At 68.1% G+C, this 16,746-nt stretch carries 12 protein-coding genes; 6 read left to right on the top strand and 6 right to left on the bottom strand.

Annotated elements, in window-relative coordinates; translation table 11 throughout:
- Positions 1 to 203: 203 nt before the first annotated feature.
- Complete coding sequence (locus WG212_RS16330) at positions 204 to 1,685, top strand: leucyl aminopeptidase (RefSeq protein ID WP_337188176.1); 1,482 nt, start codon at positions 204 to 206, stop codon at positions 1,683 to 1,685.
- Positions 1,686 to 2,028: 343 nt separating this feature from the next.
- Here WG212_RS16330 and WG212_RS16325 read toward each other — a convergent pair whose 3' ends face one another.
- The 4 genes from WG212_RS16325 to WG212_RS16310 all read right to left on the bottom strand — a co-directional run bounded on the left by WG212_RS16325 (position 2,029) and on the right by WG212_RS16310 (position 7,304).
- Positions 2,029 to 2,988, bottom strand: coding sequence for an alpha/beta fold hydrolase (locus tag WG212_RS16325; RefSeq protein ID WP_337188175.1), 960 nt, complete (start codon positions 2,986 to 2,988; stop codon positions 2,029 to 2,031).
- Complete coding sequence (locus WG212_RS16320; protein ID WP_337188174.1) at positions 2,981 to 4,273, bottom strand: hypothetical protein; 1,293 nt, start codon at positions 4,271 to 4,273, stop codon at positions 2,981 to 2,983. Before WG212_RS16320 ends, WG212_RS16325 begins: the two co-directional genes overlap by 8 nt.
- A 302-nt stretch (positions 4,274 to 4,575) precedes the next feature.
- On the bottom strand, positions 4,576 to 5,799 hold the full coding sequence (locus WG212_RS16315) for an MFS transporter (protein WP_337188173.1): 1,224 nt from the start codon (positions 5,797 to 5,799) through the stop codon (positions 4,576 to 4,578).
- Positions 5,796 to 7,304 carry an AMP-binding protein gene (locus tag WG212_RS16310; RefSeq protein WP_337188172.1) on the bottom strand — a complete coding sequence of 503 codons (1,509 nt, stop codon included), beginning with the start codon at positions 7,302 to 7,304 and terminating at the stop codon, positions 5,796 to 5,798. The genes WG212_RS16315 and WG212_RS16310 overlap by 4 nt, the downstream gene beginning before the upstream one ends.
- 138 nt (positions 7,305 to 7,442) lie before the next feature.
- Here WG212_RS16310 and WG212_RS16305 point away from each other — a divergent pair, with 138 nt between their 5' ends.
- Positions 7,443 to 8,048: a TetR/AcrR family transcriptional regulator gene (locus WG212_RS16305; RefSeq protein ID WP_337188171.1), complete on the top strand. Its 606-nt coding sequence runs from the start codon at positions 7,443 to 7,445 to the stop codon at positions 8,046 to 8,048.
- A 2-nt stretch (positions 8,049 to 8,050) separates the two neighbouring features.
- Here the strand turns inward: WG212_RS16305 and WG212_RS16300 are convergent, their stop codons facing one another.
- Entirely contained in the window at positions 8,051 to 8,911 is an 861-nt protein-coding gene (locus WG212_RS16300) for an alpha/beta hydrolase fold domain-containing protein (RefSeq protein ID WP_337188170.1), read from the bottom strand.
- A gap of 92 nt (positions 8,912 to 9,003) precedes the next feature.
- Between WG212_RS16300 and WG212_RS16295 the strand changes: the two genes are divergently transcribed.
- From WG212_RS16295 to WG212_RS16280, 4 genes are read left to right on the top strand one after another with little or no spacing between them, the layout of a single operon-like run.
- Positions 9,004 to 11,253 (top strand): TonB-dependent receptor, encoded by a 2,250-nt coding sequence (locus WG212_RS16295; RefSeq protein ID WP_337188169.1) that lies wholly within the window; start codon positions 9,004 to 9,006, stop codon positions 11,251 to 11,253.
- Between the two features lie 10 nt (positions 11,254 to 11,263).
- Complete coding sequence (locus WG212_RS16290; protein WP_337188168.1) at positions 11,264 to 12,223, top strand: fumarylacetoacetate hydrolase family protein; 960 nt, start codon at positions 11,264 to 11,266, stop codon at positions 12,221 to 12,223.
- Positions 12,224 to 12,234: 11 nt separating this feature from the next.
- Entirely contained in the window at positions 12,235 to 12,876 is a 642-nt protein-coding gene (locus WG212_RS16285) for a nuclear transport factor 2 family protein (RefSeq protein ID WP_337188167.1), read from the top strand.
- A 5-nt stretch (positions 12,877 to 12,881) separates the two neighbouring features.
- Positions 12,882 to 14,111, top strand: a complete 1,230-nt coding sequence (locus WG212_RS16280; protein ID WP_337188166.1) for a thiolase family protein — start codon at positions 12,882 to 12,884, stop codon at positions 14,109 to 14,111.
- A 247-nt stretch (positions 14,112 to 14,358) separates the two neighbouring features.
- On the opposite strand, the gene WG212_RS16275 is transcribed toward WG212_RS16280, so the two are convergent.
- A complete protein-coding gene (locus WG212_RS16275; protein WP_337188165.1) occupies positions 14,359 to 16,482 on the bottom strand; it encodes a TonB-dependent receptor in 2,124 nt (707 codons plus the stop codon).
- Positions 16,483 to 16,746: the final 264 nt, after the last annotated feature.

Below are 16,746 nucleotides of genomic sequence, written 5' to 3'. Positions count from 1 at the left end.
GCGATGCCATCATGCTCGACTGCTTGTCTGATAATGTCTAGACATTAAGGGCGGGACGGATCGCCATCCAAGCCCGACGCCGCGCCTTTGCGCAGCGCCGACGGCGCCCGACGGGATGGGCAATTCCGCGCGGCGGCCCGCTTTGGCCGCGACGCTGGGCTTGTCGCGCGGATATCGTGGCGGCCGGATGCAGGAGGCAGGGGTTGGACATCGAGTTCGTGACCGGCATGAAGCCGGGGCCGGGTGATGCGTTGGCGGTCGTCGTCTTCGAGGGGGCGGCGCTGTCCCCCCAGGCCGAGAGGCTGGACACGGCCTCGGGCGTGCTGCGGCAGGCGCTGGGCGGCCGGTTCACCGGCGCGCGAGGCGCCCTGACCCTGCCGGCCTGTTCCGCGGCCGGTGGGGCTGCGGTGATCCTGGTCGGCGCAGGGCGTGAACTCGACTGGAGCGAACGGTCGGCGGAGCGGGCCGGTGCAGAGGCGCTGCGTGCGGCGGAGGCCTTCGGGGCGCGTCGGCTGATCCTCGATTTTCCCAGCGGCGATCCTGCGCCGGCGGCCTTCGCCGCCTTTGGCGCCGCGCTCGCGGGCTATCGCTTCGAACGGCACCGGACGACGCCGGACGTCGCCAGGTCCGCGTCCCTGTCACGGCTCGAGACCGTCTTCGAGGACGTGGCGGCCGTTCGGGCCGCCTTCGCCCCGCTGGATGCTCTTCGCGAAGGCGTCTTCTTCGCACGGGATCTGATCTCGGAGCCTGCCAACGTGCTGGGGCCCGTCGCGTTCGGCGAGCGTCTCCTGTCGCTCGAACGCCCCGGACTGTCTGTCGAGGTGCTCGCCGAAGAGGAACTGCGATCGTTGGGGATGGGCGCCTTGATCGGCGTGGGCGCCGGGAGCGCGGCGGGGACCCGCCTGGCGGTATTGCGCTGGACCGGCGCCGACGACCCGGACGAAGCGCCCCTCGCGCTGGTCGGCAAGGGCGTGACGTTCGACACCGGCGGCGTCTCGATCAAGCCCGCCGCCGGCCTCGAGGAGATGAAGTGGGACATGGGCGGCGCCGGCGCGATCGCCGGCGCGATGGTGGCGCTGGCGCGTCGTCGCGCCCGCGCCAACGTCGTCGCAGTGCTGGCGCTCGCCGAGAACATGGTCGATGGGGCGTCGCAGCGTCCCGGCGACGTCGTGCGCTCGATGTCGGGGCAGACGATCGAGGTCGTGGACACCGACGCGGAAGGGCGGCTGGTCCTGGCGGACGCCCTCTGGTACGCGCACACGCGCTTCAAGCCTCGGGCGATGGTCGATCTCGCCACCTTGACGGGGGCGGTGATGGTCGCGTTGGGCCAGGACTACGGCGGCCTGTTCTGCGAGGACGATGACCTGGCGGACGCCTTGCTCTCGGCGGGGCGGAACTGCGGCGAGCAACTATGGCGCCTGCCCATGCCGGAAAGCTACGATCGGCACATCGAGACGCCGTGGGCCGATGTCCGGAACGTGGCCTTGGGTATCGGGCGGCAAGGGGGGGCGAGCATCGCCGCCCGGTTCCTTCGCCGGTTCGCCGGGGGCGGCCCCTGGGCCCACCTGGATATCTCGGCGCCGGTCTGGGATACGCGTGCGGCGGGTCTCGCGTCCGGGCCGGGGGTGAACGCCTTCGGCGTGCGCCTCCTGGATGAACTGGTGCGCCGGCGTTTCGAATCCTGATGTCGCGCATACGCTGCCGGGAGGTGTTTCGCAGTTCGACGCTGCTGGACCCATCCTGGACCTTGGTTGGAAATCCCGCCGCGTGAACGGGCTCCAGCAGCGAGTCGACCCGACGGAGCCGAGTTCGCTGACCGTGTGGCGGTGGACGCAGCCGGAGCGAACCGGCCGCCATCACGACGTCCACGCTGGGACGCGCATCCCGGCGCAGAATCGGAAGGGCGTGACAGGCTGTATCGTGTCGGTAAGCGGCTTCAGCGAGGTGAGGGCGCTGCAGGCCGGTGTTGTCGACAGGGGGCCGGTCGCGGCGGATCAGGCGGTCGCCCGGGGCTGGGGGTCGGCGCGCCTAGATATCGAAGGGATGCAGCCGGGCGTTGACGAGTCCGGGGCGATCGGTCTTCAGGTTCCGCCAGTCCGCCGTGTCGATCAGGGCGCACACCAGTTCGGCGACCGCCTCCTCGCGGAGAACCGACATATGGTCATGCTGGTCGCAGTCGTCGATGACGGCGTGGCATAGCGGCGGCGCCTTTGACGCGCCCGGCTTGGTCAGGTGGAACTCGGCCCAGTCGTTGCCGTCCGCCAGTGTCAGGTTGTTGGAGTTTTCGGTGACGATGCCGTCGTGCGACTTCTTCATCGCCTCCAGTTTCACTTTCAGGGCGGCCAGCTTGAAGGCCGCCATCAGGCCCGACATCGTGAGCGACGGGCCGAACTGGAAGACGGCCTTGTCCTCGCTGTACCAGAGCGCCGGAATGCTGACGTAACGGCGCTTGTCGCCGTCCAAGGTGAAGGCGCGGTCGCCGTTCATCAGCCGCTTTCTGCGGCGCCGCATGATCTCTCGGGCCTTGGTCAGGTCCTTGACGCCCTCGCTGCGTGGAATGAGCGGCGAGAGGAGCGTCTCGAAGGCCTGTCGACCGATCTGCCCGAGGGCGGTCAGTTCCGTGTTCGACAATGAACCCCGGTTCGGGGTCGCCAGCGTGACGACCGTGTGGATCCTCGAGGCCGCGTCCTCGCTCGCGGCCAACCGGGCGACGAGGCCGCCCATGCTGTAGCCGACGAGGTCGATGCGCCCCTTCGGCAACTCACGCTCGAGGCGTTCGTGCAGGACCCTGCCGTTCCGTACGAGCGCATGGGTGTGGTCATAGCCGTAGACCAGGATTCTGGGGCCATGCAGGCGATCGCTCATCATCTCGGCGAACGGCCGCACGTCCTGCGCGGTTTGCCGGATGCCGTGCAGCACCACGACAGCGTGCGAGTCCGAGCCGGGCCGCACTTCCCGCAACCCATGGCGGGGCGCGGGCTCAATCATGACGCGCCTGCAGGATGACGAGACCGGCCGTCGTGGGGCCGGTGCTGTCCTGGCCATCCGAAAGATCGTCGAGCCGGATGCGGATCCAGGCCCTCTCCCCGACCACGCCGCCCACCGCCGGCACGGATGAGAACGACGTCGAGCTGGACCGCTGGCCGTAGGGCAGAAGCTGCGCCGTGAGGCCGCTCTTGCTGATCCGGCCCTGGTGCGGCCACGACAACTGGATGAACTCGTCGTCCAGACCGCTTTCGAAGGCGTCGACGGGCTTGGACACCTCGCCGTCCTTGGGCAACTTCTCGATCGTGACCCACGGCGCCACGGCGACGAGTTCGAGCGATGGGTCGATCGCCTCCTCGGGAGCCTTGATGCGGCGGGTAAGGCCCATGGCGCCGATCACATCGTTCATTACCCCGATGAAAGAGCTTGCCGCCTGGGGGCCCGTGAACACCTCCGGCGTCAGCTGAGGCGCGCGGAACAGCCCTGCCCGGCTGAGCTTCGAAAGCCCGATCGGAGCGTCGGACCGGGGATCGAAGTTCAGTTTCCCCAGCACTCCCACGTCCTTCGCCATCCGGGTGAGCGTTTCGAAGACCGGTCCCTCAGGGCCTGCCAGCGACCAGCGAGTGGCGAACAAGGTCCAGAACCGCCCGATCAGGCGCGGGTCGCCCAGGATCCTGACCAGGTCGTTCCAGCCGTCTTTCTGCAGCCATTCGAGCGCATCTGTCTCGTCGAGGCCGGGGGCGGCCCCGTCCACCGCGCGCATATCCGCCTCGACGTTGAGCGCCATCATCAGCCCGAAGATCTCAGCGTCGGGCGCCTGTCCATCGTGCGCGAACGCTTCGAACCTCGGATGGCGCCGGAAGCTCACCCGGCCTGTCTCCAGGTCGCTCAGCGCCTCCGGGCTGATCTCCGGCGGGCAGTGCGTCGAAAATCGTATGCGCCGCAGCGGCACGACTGTGCTCATCTCGCGCTGCGCCGCGGCTTTGGCCGCCCGCTCGCGATCGATCAGCGACCACCGGAACCAACTGGCGAACGGCACGCGCTCGTGGATCGCCTGCAACACCTCGGGGCCACGTTCCGGGCCGTCGTCGTACTCCAGGTCGATGTCGGAACTGAACGGCACGAGGTCGAAGAGATCGAACCGTCCGCCGGGCCGCCGCGCGAGTCGCATCGCCGCTCGCGAAGCCGTCCCGCCGATGAGGGTGAGCGGCGTCCCCAGCTCGCGCGCGACCTTGCCCAGACCTCGGAGGGGACGGATCCCCTGGAGTCGCATTTCCACAAGGTCCATCGCGTCCACTACTGTTCAGCACGCCCGCAAGCCGAGCTTACTGCCAAGTCGGCAACCACGGGAAGAGACCGCGCCTCGCCGATATGGGAGTCGCGACGGACCCGACGATGGCGACGTCCGCCGCCGGCGCGGGCGCCTACCTTGGCGGCGGATACGCCTGAGCGGATACGTCTGGGCGGGTGGGGCCAAACCGGCCGAGCCCGGGACGTCGGCCAGGGGGCGAGAGCGGTCAGAGCTGCGCCGGGCGTTCGAACGTCCGCTCCTTCCATTGTCTGCTGCTGGCGCGACATCCGCGTCCAGTCCTACCGGGTCTCCCAGGCAAGCCGCTTCATGGCCAGCCAGTAGAGCAGCGCCGGCGAGATCAGGACGGGGAAGAGGCTGACGAGCGCGAAGCGCAGCGCGTGCGCCGGCGCGCCGCCGTGGCTATCGCTGAGGATCCCGACGGCCAGCGGGCCGAGCCCGGCGCCGACGAGGTTGGAGACCAACAGCGACGAGGCGGTCGCGAACGCCCGCAGGCGGGGTTCGGCGATGATCTGGATCATCGCGAAGGCCGGGCCATAGGCGGCGGACGCCGACGCCGAGCCCAGGAAGATGAGCGCCAGCGCGATCGGCGCGCTGGGGGCCAGCAGCGACGCCAGCAGGCAGGGCGCGCCCACGAGGTAGGAGATGCTGGCGAGCCGCAGGGCCCAGCCGGTGTCGCGGCGCATGAGCGGCCCCGCGACCGCGCCGCCGGCCAGCATGCCGGCCATGGCGCCCAGGCCGTAGGCAAGACCGAACTGGACCCCGACGCGGGCGATGTCCATCTCGAAGGCGCGCCCGAGGTAGCTGGGCAGCCACTGCAGCAGCCCGTTCATCGCGAACGACCCGAGCGCGAAGCCGCCCAGCAGCAACTGGAAGGAGCGACGACCCAGCAGCGTCCCGGCCTTCGGGCGTGGTTCGATCCCGTCCGCCCGGGCGCCCGCAGTGCGCGGCTCGCGAAGGAAGAAGGTCAGGACCGCGACGGGAAGGCCGACGAGGCCGAGGACGACGAAGGCGTCGCGCCATCCCAGGGTGGCCGCGAGCAGACCTCCGCCGGCCAGGCCGAGCAGCGAGCCGAGTGGGCCGGCAGCGGTGTGGATCGCGAGCACCGCCGGGCGGCGGTGGTCGGGCGTGAGGTCGCTCAGCAGGGAGTGCGACGCCGGGACGCCACCCGCCTCGCCGACGGCCACCATCATCCGGGCGGCGACCAGGTGGACGAAGGCCTTCGCGAGCCCCGTGGCGGCGGTCATCAGGCTCCAGAACACCAGCGCCGCTGCGATCAGCCGGGGCCGGTGGCCGCGATCCGCCAGCGCCGCGAGGGGGAGGCCGAAGATCGCGTAGAAGGCGGAAAACGCGATGCCCGTGAGGATGCCGAGCTGGGTGTCGCTGAGCGTCATGTCCTGCTTGATCGCCGGAAGCAGGGCCGCCAGCGCGGTGCGGTCGATGCTGGCCACCAGGTTCGCCAGGAACAGGACCGTGAGCGGCCAGCCGAGCGCCTGCGGCTTCACGGCGCGCGCCCCTCGACGAGGCGCTGACGCAGCGCCTTCTTGTCGATCTTTCCGTAGGCCGTGAGGGGCAGGCCGCCCAGGAAGACGATGCGCTTGGGCGTCTTGTAGGCCGACAGACGGCTGCGCGCGAAGGCCTTGAGTTCAGGCTCGGTGACGGGATCGCGGGTCACGACCATCGCGGTGACGGCTTCGCCCCAGTCCGCGTCGGGCACGCCGACCACCGCGGCCTCCGCCACGGCGGGGTGCGATCGCAGCGCGGCTTCGACCTCGGTGGAATAGACGTTCATGCCGCCACTGATGATCATGTCCTTCGCCCGGTCGACCAGGAACAGGTAGCCGTCGTTCAGGAAGCCGATGTCGCCGGTCCTCAGCCAGCCCGCTTCCACCGCCGCGGCGGTGGCCTCCGCATCCCGGAAGTATTCCTCGAGCAGGTAGGGTGAGCGCACCTCGACCTCGCCGACCTGGCCTTCGGTGTCGTCGCCCGGCGCGATCCGCAACTGCACGAACGGGACCGGCCGGCCGCACGAGGCGAGCAGGTCCGCCCGCGCGTGATCCTGCTTGCTGAGCGTGGTGATGAAGTTCGGGCACTCCGTCTGGCCGTAGATCTGCACGAACACCGGCCCCAGGCGCTGCAACGCCTCCTCGAGCCGCTGCCGGCTCATGGGCGCCGCGCCGTAGACGACGGTGCGCAGCCGGGAGATGTCGGGCGCGTCGGGGCCGAGGCCGTCGAGCAGGCGGTAGAGCATGGTCGGGACCGCGAAGGTCCAGGTCACCCCTTCCCGGGCCATGGTGGCGAGCACCCCCACGGGGTCGAACCGCCGCTCCAGGACGCCCCGGCCGCCTTGCAGCAGGCAGGCGGCCAGATGATATCCGGCGGAGTGCGGCAGAGGCGTGGTGAGGAGCATCACCTCGTCACTCCGGATGTCGCCGCAGACCACATGCGCCAGCAGGTTTATCGCCATGCGGCCGTAGCTGTGCCGCACGCCCTTCGGCCGTCCCGTGGTGCCGCCCGTATAGGCGAGGATCGCGGTGTCCGCGGCGGCGGCGTGCGTCGGCGTGGACAGCGGCGAACCGGACAGGAGGTCTTCCCAGGCGATCTGGCCGGGCCGCTGCGCCGCCTCGTCCGCGACGCTGATCCGTATGAGGCCGGGAATTGTGCTGTCGGGTTCCGGCAGCGAGGTGTGGGCGATCAACGCCTTCGCGAGGCTGTGCTCGAGGCAGTGCGAGAGTTCCGGCGCAGCCATGAGTTCGTTCAGCGGGACGCGGATGGCCGCCAGTTTCTGGATCGCGAGTTCGCTCAGGACGTACTCCGGCCCATTGCGGAGATGCAGGGCCACCGCGTCTCCGCGGCCGATCCCCAGCGCCGCCAGGGCGCCCGCGACCCGGTCGGAGGCGGCGTCGATGTCGGCATAGGTGTGGGTGGTTCCACCGAACGTGATCGCCGGCCGGTCGCCATGGTTGCGGATTGCGCTCAGGAGCAGCGCCGCCGACGTCAATTCATCCATGACTCTTCCGCCCCCAAAAGAATGTTGCGGTACTATTATGGGTACTAAATTACCTGTAAAGAGCTGAAGGCGCCGCGTTTGGCGGACGGGCGAGGACGGGCTATTCGTGGCGCCGGTCGGCTAGGAGGACCGCAGACCATGCCGCAAGCCCGGCCGGACCGCTTGCCCACGAGCAGCGAGCGTCACCGCGATCTCGTCGAGGCCCTGGAACGTCTCTTCATGCAGGAAGGCTTCCGGAGCGTGACGGTCGACGACCTGGCGGGCCGGCTGAAGTGCTCGAAGCGGACCCTGTACGAGATCGCGCCCAGCAAGCAGGAGTTGTTCCTTCTGGTCGTCCAGCGGTGGCTGGACCGCATCCGCCACCTGGGCTGGGCCGGTGCGCTGGAGCACGATGACCCGGAGCGCCGCCTGGTCGCCTACCTGGAGCCGGGCGTGGCCGAATCGCGCACGGCCAGCGGTGTGTTTCTGGAAGACCTGCAAAGCTATCGCCCGGCGATGGCGCTGCTCGAAAACCATCAGCGCGAGCGCACGAACGTGCTGCGCGACATCATCGAGGACGGGATCCGCCGGGGCCGGTTCCGCGCCGTGCATTCGGCTTTGGTCGCGGAGATGTTCCTCGCCGCCGTCGGCCGGATCAACGAACCCGAGGTGCTCGACCGCGCCGGCATCGGCTTTAGCGACGCCTTCTCCGAATTCTACGTGTTGCTCCTGAACGGCATCGTTGCGCCGACCGCCGATTCCTGACGTCAGTCGCCCCGCAGGAACCCTGCGATGACGTCGCGCGCGGCCAGCGACTCCGGCAGGGTCATCAGCGGGAAGGTGTGGGGCGCATCCTCGACGAGCTGAAGGTCGGCCTCGACGCCCGCGGCGCGCGCCTTGTCGACCAGGCGCACGGAGTCGTCGCGCATCACCTCGGTCGTGCCGGCGAGCACCAGGCACGGCGGAAGGCCGGTCAGGTCGCCCCAGTAGGGTGACGCGTCAGGCCGGGTGGGCAGCGCGCCCTGCAGGTAGTTGCAGACCTTGTGGATGACGGCCTGGGGGCCGAAGAGTGGATCGGCTTCGGCGTTGGACACGTTGGAGCGGCCGGTCATCGCCATGTCGGTCAGCGGTGACAGGCAGACGAGACGGGCCGGCATGGCTTGGCCGCGATCGCGGCGGCGCATAAGCGCCGAGAGCGTCAGCGCAGCGCCGGCTGAGTCGGCGGCGAGCAAGACCTCCTGCGGCCGGCGCCGGCTCAACAGGGCGTCGAGCGCCTCGTCCACGTCGTCGAGCGCGGCGGGAAAGGGCGCTTCGGGCGCCAGGCGATAGCGCACCAGACAGCCGCTCGCGCCGATGCGGCCGGCGATGTCATCGACGAAGGCGCGGTGCGAGTCGTTGGCGTCGAAGCAGAAGCCGCCGCCGCTCACATACGCCAACAGCCGGCCGTCGCGTTCGGGCGGGCGGTGTTCGATCCGTGCGCACCGCAGGGCCTCGATATGAGAGGCGGCTTCCAGCGCGGATGGCGGCAGGGCCGTGCGGAAAGCCACCGGGTCGTAGTCGCTGTTCAGAAGGGCTCTCCGGGTCCGCCGCACCTCCTCGATGAAGGCCTGCAATTCGGGGCTAGGCATGCTGTTGACCTCTGAAGGGTAATATTGTACCCAATTTAGTACCAAGCGAGATCGCTCTTGAGAAGCGGTTCGATAACTAGGGGGAGGACTGTATGCGCTGCCATCCTGCGCGAGACTTGCGTCACCGTGCGCTGCTGCTGACCACCGTCGCGGCGCTGAGCGCCGGCCCAGCCGGCGTCGCCGCGGCCGCGGAGAACGCGGCCAGCGACTCCTCCACCATCGAGGAACTGGTCGTGACCGCGCGCAAGCGGGCGGAGTCCTTGCAGGAGGTTCCCCAGTCGGTGAGCGCCTACACCGGCGAAGCCCTCGCCGACGCCGGCTACACCGACATCGCCAAGATCTCCCGCGTGGCGCCGAACGTGTACTTCGAGGCGCCCGATCGCTCTCGGCCGCTCATCTATGTTCGCGGGATCGGCACGCGCTCCTACGACGGCGGCAGCGACCCTTCGGTCGGCACGTTCATCGACGGCGTCTACCAGGGGCGCTTCGGCGGCCTTCTGGTCGAACTCCAGGATGTGGCGCGCATCGAGGTGCTGAAGGGACCCCAGGGCACCCTCTATGGCCGCAACACGATCGGCGGCGCGATCTCCATCATCACCCGCGATCCGACCGACACCTTCGAAGGCCGTTTCGAAGCAGGGATCGGCGCTTCGAAGGTCTCCGGCGACAACCTCTACAATCTCTCGGGCTCCGTCTCCGGGTCCCTCGTGCCCGAGAAGCTGCAGGGCCTGCTCAGCGTGGCCTACAACTACCGCGACGGCTATCAGCCGACGCGGAGCCTCGCCGGCGTGAACACGGGCGTGCGGGGCGGCAGCGAGGATTCCATCAGCCTGCGCGGCAAGCTGAACTGGGCGCCCGCCGAAGACCTTCAGATCAAGCTCGCCGCCGACTACACGCACATGGACGGCCCGCCGCTGATCCTGGTCACCGAGCCGCTCGCGCAAGGCCTCGGCCCCGGCGCCCTGGCGCCCGGCTTCACCGTGCCGCCGGTCACCGACGACGTGCTGCGTCCGTACAGCGACGTTACCAACATCTTCCTCAAGAAGAAGATGTACGGAGCCTCGGTGACCGCCGACTACACGGTGGGCGAGGTGACGCTGACGTCGATCACGGCGGCGCGGAAGCTGAAGATCGACGAGATCAACGACATCGATGGCAGCTCCCTGCCGTTCTACACCAACCCCGTCACCGATGACGCCGAGCAGTTCTCGCAGGAGTTCCGCGCCAGCTACGAAGGCGAGAAGGCCAGCTGGCTCATCGGGGCCTACTACGGCCGCGAGATCGACGACCGGCGTGACAACCTGGTGTTCGGGCCCGCGGCGCTGCTGCGCGTCCTGGGCGGGGGCCCGACGACCTGGACCTTCCACGTGAAGGCGGTCTCGGAGAGTGTCGCGCTGTTCGGGCAGTTCACCTGGAACTTCACCGACAAGTTCGCCGCCACCCTCGGCGCCCGCTACAGCGAAGACAGGAAGGACGTCCTGTACGACTCCCAGAACACCGCGCCGGTGAAGATCGGCGTCGTGCCGTTCCTCCTCGAGGTGCCCCGCAAGTGGGATTCCTTCGATCCCTCGCTCAGCCTGAGCTACAAGTTCACGCCCGACATCATGGCCTATGCGACCTATGCCAGCGGCTACAAGGTCGGCGCCTTCCAGTTCTTCGCCACGACCGCGCTGGCCGCCGAGCAAGTCGCGGACCCCGAGGACGCCAAGTCCTACGAGATCGGGATCAAGTCGACGCTTTTCGACCGGCGCCTGCGCCTGAACGCGGCCGCGTTCCGCATCGACTACAAGGATCTGCAGTTGCTGCGCCTCGTGCCCGCGCCGCCGCCGGTCGCCTCGCTGATCGTCGTGGGCAACGCCGCCGACAGCAAGATCGAGGGTCTGGAGCTGGAAGGCCGTGCGATCGTCAACGACATGCTCTCGTTCGACTTCTCGTACGCGTACCTCGACGCCCGCTTCAAGGACTACGTCTTCCGGCCGGGCCTGGACTTCACGGGCAACCGGATGCCCCGCGCGCCGAAGAGTTCCTACAGCGTCGCGGCGGTGCTGGAGAAGGACATCGGGCCGGGCCGCGCCAGCGCGCGCCTGTCCTACGCGTGGCGCAGCAAGATCTTCTTCGAGACCGACAACAACACCGTCGACCCCAACTCGACGGACAACGCGCTCGGTCTCTTCGACGCGTCGGCCAACTACGTCGTGGGGAACTGGACCGTCGGCGTCTGGGGCCGCAACCTGACCGACCAGCGCTACCGGCGCCAGGCGCTCAATTCGACCGGCAACGCCCAGCGCAACATCTGGGCCGAGCCGCGGACCTTCGGCGCCAAGGTCGCCTACGACTTCTAGCGAGGGCCGCATGAAACTCGTCACCTTCGTCGAACCGCGAACGACGCGCAGTCGTCTCGGCGTGCTGCTGGACGACAACGGCGTTCTCGACCTGCAGGCGGCGCAGGCCGCCGCGGCGGGCTTCCCCCGCGAGGACTTCGAGTCGATGCAGCATCTGATCGAGGCCGGCGCGGCCGGCCTCGATCAGGCTCGGAAGCTGGTCGGCGTGCGGAGTGACATGGCCCGGCCGCTCGCCGACGTCACACTGCTGGCGCCGCTGCCGCGGCCGGTTCAGCTGCGAGACTGCATGTGCTTCGAGGGCCACCTGATCGGTTCGACGCAGGCCGCGATGCGGCGGGCCGGCCTGACCGAGCCCAGCCTGCGCCACAAGGGCATGGCCGAGGTCTTCAAGGTGCGGCCGATCTACTACAAGGCCAACCGGTTCGCGGTGACGGGCCCCGGGACGACGGTCGTCTGGCCGGCCTATTCCCAGGCCATGGACTACGAGCTCGAGATGGGCTGCGTCCTGGGCCGCGGCGGGACCGACATCTCGAAGGCGGATGCGTCCGGCCACATTTTCGGCTTCACGATCTTCAACGACTTCAGCGCCCGCGACACCCAGGGCTTCGAGATGACCAGCGGGCTCGGCCCGTCGAAGTCGAAGGACTTCGACAACGGTAACGCCATGGGCCCCTGCATCGTCACCGCCGATGAGTTCGATCCGTACGACGCCGCGATGATCGCCCGCGTGAACGGCGAGGTCCGCTCGGAGGGGCACTCCAGCAGCATGACCTATTCGTTCGAGGACCTGATCAGCTTCATCAGCACCAGCGAGACTCTGCACCCGGGGGAGATCCTCGGGTCGGGCACGGTCGGTGGCGGCTGCGGCCTCGAACAGGATCGCCTGCTGGAGAGCGGCGACGAGGTCGAACTGGAAATCGTCGGCATCGGCCGCCTCCGCAACCGCGTCTTGGCCGCCGGACAAGCTTAGGGAGAAACTTGATGAGCGACGTCGAGGCCCGCCTGGCGGCCCTGGAAAAGGAACTGGGCGTACTGCGCGACCGCGAAGCCATCCGCGACGTGATCCACCGCTACTGCCGCGCGGCCGACCGCTGCGACCTGCAGGCGTTCAAGGACTGTTACTGGTCCGACGGCTTCGACGATCACGGCTTCTTCGGCGGCAACGCCCACGAGTTCTGCGACTACGTGATCCCGGTGCTGCGGAAGATCGAGGCGAGCCGCCACGCCATCACCAACACGATCATCGACCTCGAGGGCGACAGGGCGTTCTGCGAGTCGCAGTGGGCGGTGATCCACCGCCTGCGCGAGGGCGACGAATTCCTCGATTTCTGCCACGAGGGCCGCTACCTCGACATTTTCGAGAAGCGCGACGGTGTGTGGAAGATCCTCATCCGCACCGCCGCCACCGACCTTGACCGGCTCTATCGGGCCAAGGACTTGCGCGCCATGCTGGCCGGCGAGCGGGGCGCGGCCAACCGCGGGCCGGAGAACAATCTTCCGCGCGGCGCCCGTCACCCGGACGATCCGGTCTACGTCGGCTTCGACCTCGCCAACCTTGCGCAGGCGCGCGCGCCGATCGCCGATCTCTGGGCCGGTTTCTACGCGCTGGGCAAGGTGCTCTAGTCGGGATGGACATCTTCGCCGCCGGGGTCGGGATGACCGTCTTCGGCGTCCATTCCGGCCTGACGGTCCGCGACCTCGCCGCGGCGGCGATCACCGACGCGCTGGCGGACGCGGGCTGCGACCTCAAGGCTGTCGAGGGGGTCTGGTTCGCCAACACCGGACAGGGCGCCCTCGAAGGCCAGCACATGATCCGCGGCCAGGCGGCGCTACGGCCCCTTGGGTTCGAACGCATTCCGATCGTAAACGTCGAGAATGCCTGCGCGAGCGCCACGACCGCGCTGCACGGCGCGATCGACCACCTGCGCGCCGGGGCCGCTGACATCGTGCTGGCCGTGGGCGTGGAGAAGATGACCCATCCCGACCGGTCGCGATCGTTCGCTCTCTTCGACGCCGGATGGGACGTGGCCGATCCGGCGGCCAACCTGCGTCGGTTGGTCGAGCTGGGCGGCATGGACGAGGCGATGTTGCCGCCGCCCAGCGAGCCGCGCAGCGTCTTCATGGATGTCTACGCCGCGTTCGCCCGCCAGCACATGCGGCTGTACGGCTCTAGCGTGGAGGAGTTCGCCGCCGTGTCGTCGAAGAACCACGCCCATTCGGTCGCCAACCCACGCGCCCAGTTCCGCAAGGCTTTCAGCGTGGAGGAGGTGATGAGGGCGCGCGGGATCGTCTGGCCGCTGACGCTTCCGATGTGCGCGCCCATCTCGGACGGTGCGGCGGCGGCGGTGGTCTGTACCTTGGCAGGCCTGCGGCGCCTGGGAGGGGGCTCCCGCGCGGTGGCGGTGAGGGCCTGCGTGCTCGGGTCCTCTGAGAACCGGGGCAGCGACGATCTCGAACGCCACCTGGGACGCCTTGTGGGGGATCGCGCCTACGAGGCAGCGGGTTTGGGTCCCGAGGATGTCGACGTCGCGGAACTCCATGACGCGACCGCCGTCGGCGAAGTGATCCAAGCGGAGAATCTGAGGCTGTGCGGTCCCGGCGACGGCGCCGCCGCGGCTCGGCGCGGCGAAACCGCGATCGGGGGGCGCCTTCCGATCAACCCGTCGGGGGGGCTCGAAAGCAAAGGCCATCCGATCGGAGCCACCGGTCTTGGCCAGCTCTTCGAGCTTGTGACGCAACTTCGCGGGGAGGCCGGCAGCCGACAGGTCGACAACGCCATGGTGGCCATCGCCGAAAATGGCGGTGGTCTCTGGGGCGTGGAGGAGGCCGCCTGCGCGGTCACGATCCTCTCCCGATGAGCTTGCGAGGCGGCGCGCCGCGACGCGCCATCAGCGCCTGCGCGATCTACACCCGCAAGTCTCGGGGGAGGGCTGGAGCAGGACCTCAACGGCCTGCACGCCCGGCGCGAAGCCTGCGAGGCGGCCTATGTGTCCCAAACCGCAGAGGGTTGGACGGCGTTGAAGACCGCCCACGATGACGGCTACCCCGGCGTGGCGGCATACGAAGCCGCTGACGCCCGGGGCCGTACGAGGAACTGAGCCGGCCTTAGAACTTCATCCCGGCTCCGATCGAAATCGTTCGCGTCTCGTCCAGGTAGAGGAACGCCCTTGGCACGGCGGTCAGGGGAACCGGCAATGTGGTCGCGCTCCCGACAGTCTTCTCGTTTGTCAGGTTCTTCCCAACGAGCGCGACGTACCACTTCTCGTCGTCAGGACCGTACTGGACCCTGGCGTCCACCTTCGCATATCCGCGCTGAACGCCGTACAGCGGATGCTGGTTGTCGGCGTTGAAGTATTTGGATCGCCCATGCACCGTGAGCATGGAGTCGATCACGTTGCCGTCGCCCAGCTCGTGGCGGTAGTGCGCGGTGAAGTTCCCGCTGAATTTCGACACGTGCGAGATGGTGGCCCCGCCGATGTTGTTGGCCGCGATGCTGGCGGGAGAGGCGGGGTTGCACTGCGTCACGGGCTGGCTCGCGAGACAGCTCGCGCCAGGATAGTCATCATACTCCACGTCCTGGTAGGCGGCCGAAAGGGTGAAGTCCAGGTTCTGCATCGGGTGCCAGGCCAGGGCGCCCTCGATTCCCCGCGAGTGTGCGCTGGCGGCGTTCCCCGTCCGGAATCCGGGAAGGGCCGGGTCGTAGGTGGACACCTGAAGGTCCTTGAACTTGGTATTGTAGATCGCCGCGTTGAGGATCAGCCGCCCGTCATCAAGCGTCGACTTCACGCCGACCTCGTAGTTCGTCGACCGTTCGGGCTTGAAGGTGAAGGTCGCGTTCGTGGTCCCATAGGTGTTCGACACAAGTCCTCCGGACTTGGATCCGCGACCATAGGCTGCATAGACCATGATGCGCGGCGCGATGTCGTACTGCAGGTTGATGGAGGGATCGAGGTAGTCTTCGTCGATGCGGCCCACTGCAGTCGTGATCGGCCGGTATGCGAACGGGCCAAAGACCAGACGTCCTCCAAATGTCCCGCGCTTATCGGACTGCGTGTATCGCAGGCTGCCGACCGCGCGGAGAGCTTCCGTGATCGAAACCTCGGCCTGACCGAACAGGGAGAAAGTCTCCGCGACCTGCTTGAACCGGTTCTGATGCAGGCCGAAGTAGGGAATCGACCGGATATCGAATCCGGTGAACTGAGTCAGGTGGTAGATGGACCGATCATAGTATGCGCCGATTGTATACTTCAGGCGTTGCTGGTCGGGGGACGAAAGCCGGATTTCTTGTGACGTCTGCTCAAAGTGCTCAGGATAGCTGGTGTACACCGAGTTCGGCGTGACGCCGCCTCCGGGGAGCGCCTGGTCGAATCCCGTCACCACGTTGGCGCGGAAGAAGGAGTATCCGGTCAGGGCCGTCAGGGTGAAGTCGCCCAGTTGCAGGTTTCCGGTGCCGCTGACCAGCCAGGACGTGGCTTTCGAACGTTCCAGACCGAGGGCGCTGTCCCCGCCGAAGCGGAACATGTTCGGCTGCTGTGGCGTGGTCAGCGGGCTCGAGACGTTTGCGCCACCTTTGACGTCGCGGTCCGAATACTCGACCTTCACCGTATAGTCGAAGTCGTCGCGTGGCGCATATCGCAATGTCAGCCGCGCCGACGCCATCTCGTTGCTGGGCTCCTTGTTTCCGTTGAAATCGTTCCGGATGTAGCCCTTGTGATCCACCAGTCGGACCGCAAGGCGGGCGCCCAGATGGTCGCCGATCGGGCCGGCCACAAATCCATTCACCTCACCCCCGTCGAGGTCGAAGTTGTACAGCCCGTTGACGGCTCCCTGGAAAGTCGAGGTCGGCCCCGCGCTCACGAGGCTGACGGCGCCGGCCGGGGTGTTCTTTCCGAAAAGGGCGCCCTGCGGGCCCCGCAGGACCTCGACCCTTTCGAGGTCGAACAGCGGCGCCTGGGCCTGCCGGCTCTTCCCGGCGTAGACACCATCCAGATACATGCTGACCGACTGATCAAACGCGTAGTTCGTGGGCGGCGAACCGAACCCGCGGATATAGATCACGTCGTTGCCCGCCGTGGTCAGAACCGAGACATTGGGCGTGAAGCGGATCATCTGCTTGAAGTCGGTGACCCCGAAGTCGGCGATCTTCGCTCCGGACACGACCTCCATCGAGATCGGAACATCCTGCAGGCTCTCCGCCCGCTTCTGAGCCGTGACCACCACCTCGGGCACGTAGACCTCGCCAGCCGCCTGGGCGGCGCTCGCGGCCGAGACGCCCGAAAGGCTCGCCAGGGAAGAGGTCGTCAGCAGCGCCAGGATCTTCGCGCGACTGACGCGCATCGCGAATTTCAAGGTCTCCCGCTGGAGATTTTCATCGTGTCGATCCGCCATTTATTCCCCCTTCTTTCTGTACTTCTGAAGTAAGCGGCCCGCTCGATTGAGTGAGCATCGCGTGAGCCCAAGGATTTCGCCGGGCGTTCAACGGCGCGGGGCCGA

The sequence above is a fragment of the Phenylobacterium sp. genome, assembly GCF_037189685.1.
Lineage (GTDB): Bacteria > Pseudomonadota > Alphaproteobacteria > Caulobacterales > Caulobacteraceae > Phenylobacterium.
The sequence above is the reverse complement of the archived record's forward strand: the minus strand, read 5'-3'. Positions and strand labels throughout refer to the sequence as shown.

Bases quoted from the DNA above. Each gene is read 5' to 3' on its own strand.
- WG212_RS16325 (WP_337188175.1), bottom strand. From the start codon at position 2,988: ATGATTGAGCCCGCGCCCCGCCATGGGTTGCGGGAAGTGCGGCCCGGC.
- WG212_RS16300 (WP_337188170.1), bottom strand. From the start codon at position 8,911: ATGCCTAGCCCCGAATTGCAGGCCTTCATCGAGGAGGTGCGGCGGACC.
- WG212_RS16290 (WP_337188168.1), top strand. From the start codon at position 11,264: ATGAAACTCGTCACCTTCGTCGAACCGCGAACGACGCGCAGTCGTCTC.
- WG212_RS16295 (WP_337188169.1), top strand. From the start codon at position 9,004: ATGCGCTGCCATCCTGCGCGAGACTTGCGTCACCGTGCGCTGCTGCTG.
- WG212_RS16310 (WP_337188172.1), bottom strand. From the start codon at position 7,304: ATGGATGAATTGACGTCGGCGGCGCTGCTCCTGAGCGCAATCCGCAAC.
- WG212_RS16320 (WP_337188174.1), bottom strand. From the start codon at position 4,273: ATGGACCTTGTGGAAATGCGACTCCAGGGGATCCGTCCCCTCCGAGGT.
- WG212_RS16280 (WP_337188166.1), top strand. From the start codon at position 12,882: ATGGACATCTTCGCCGCCGGGGTCGGGATGACCGTCTTCGGCGTCCAT.
- WG212_RS16285 (WP_337188167.1), top strand. From the start codon at position 12,235: ATGAGCGACGTCGAGGCCCGCCTGGCGGCCCTGGAAAAGGAACTGGGC.
- WG212_RS16305 (WP_337188171.1), top strand. From the start codon at position 7,443: ATGCCGCAAGCCCGGCCGGACCGCTTGCCCACGAGCAGCGAGCGTCAC.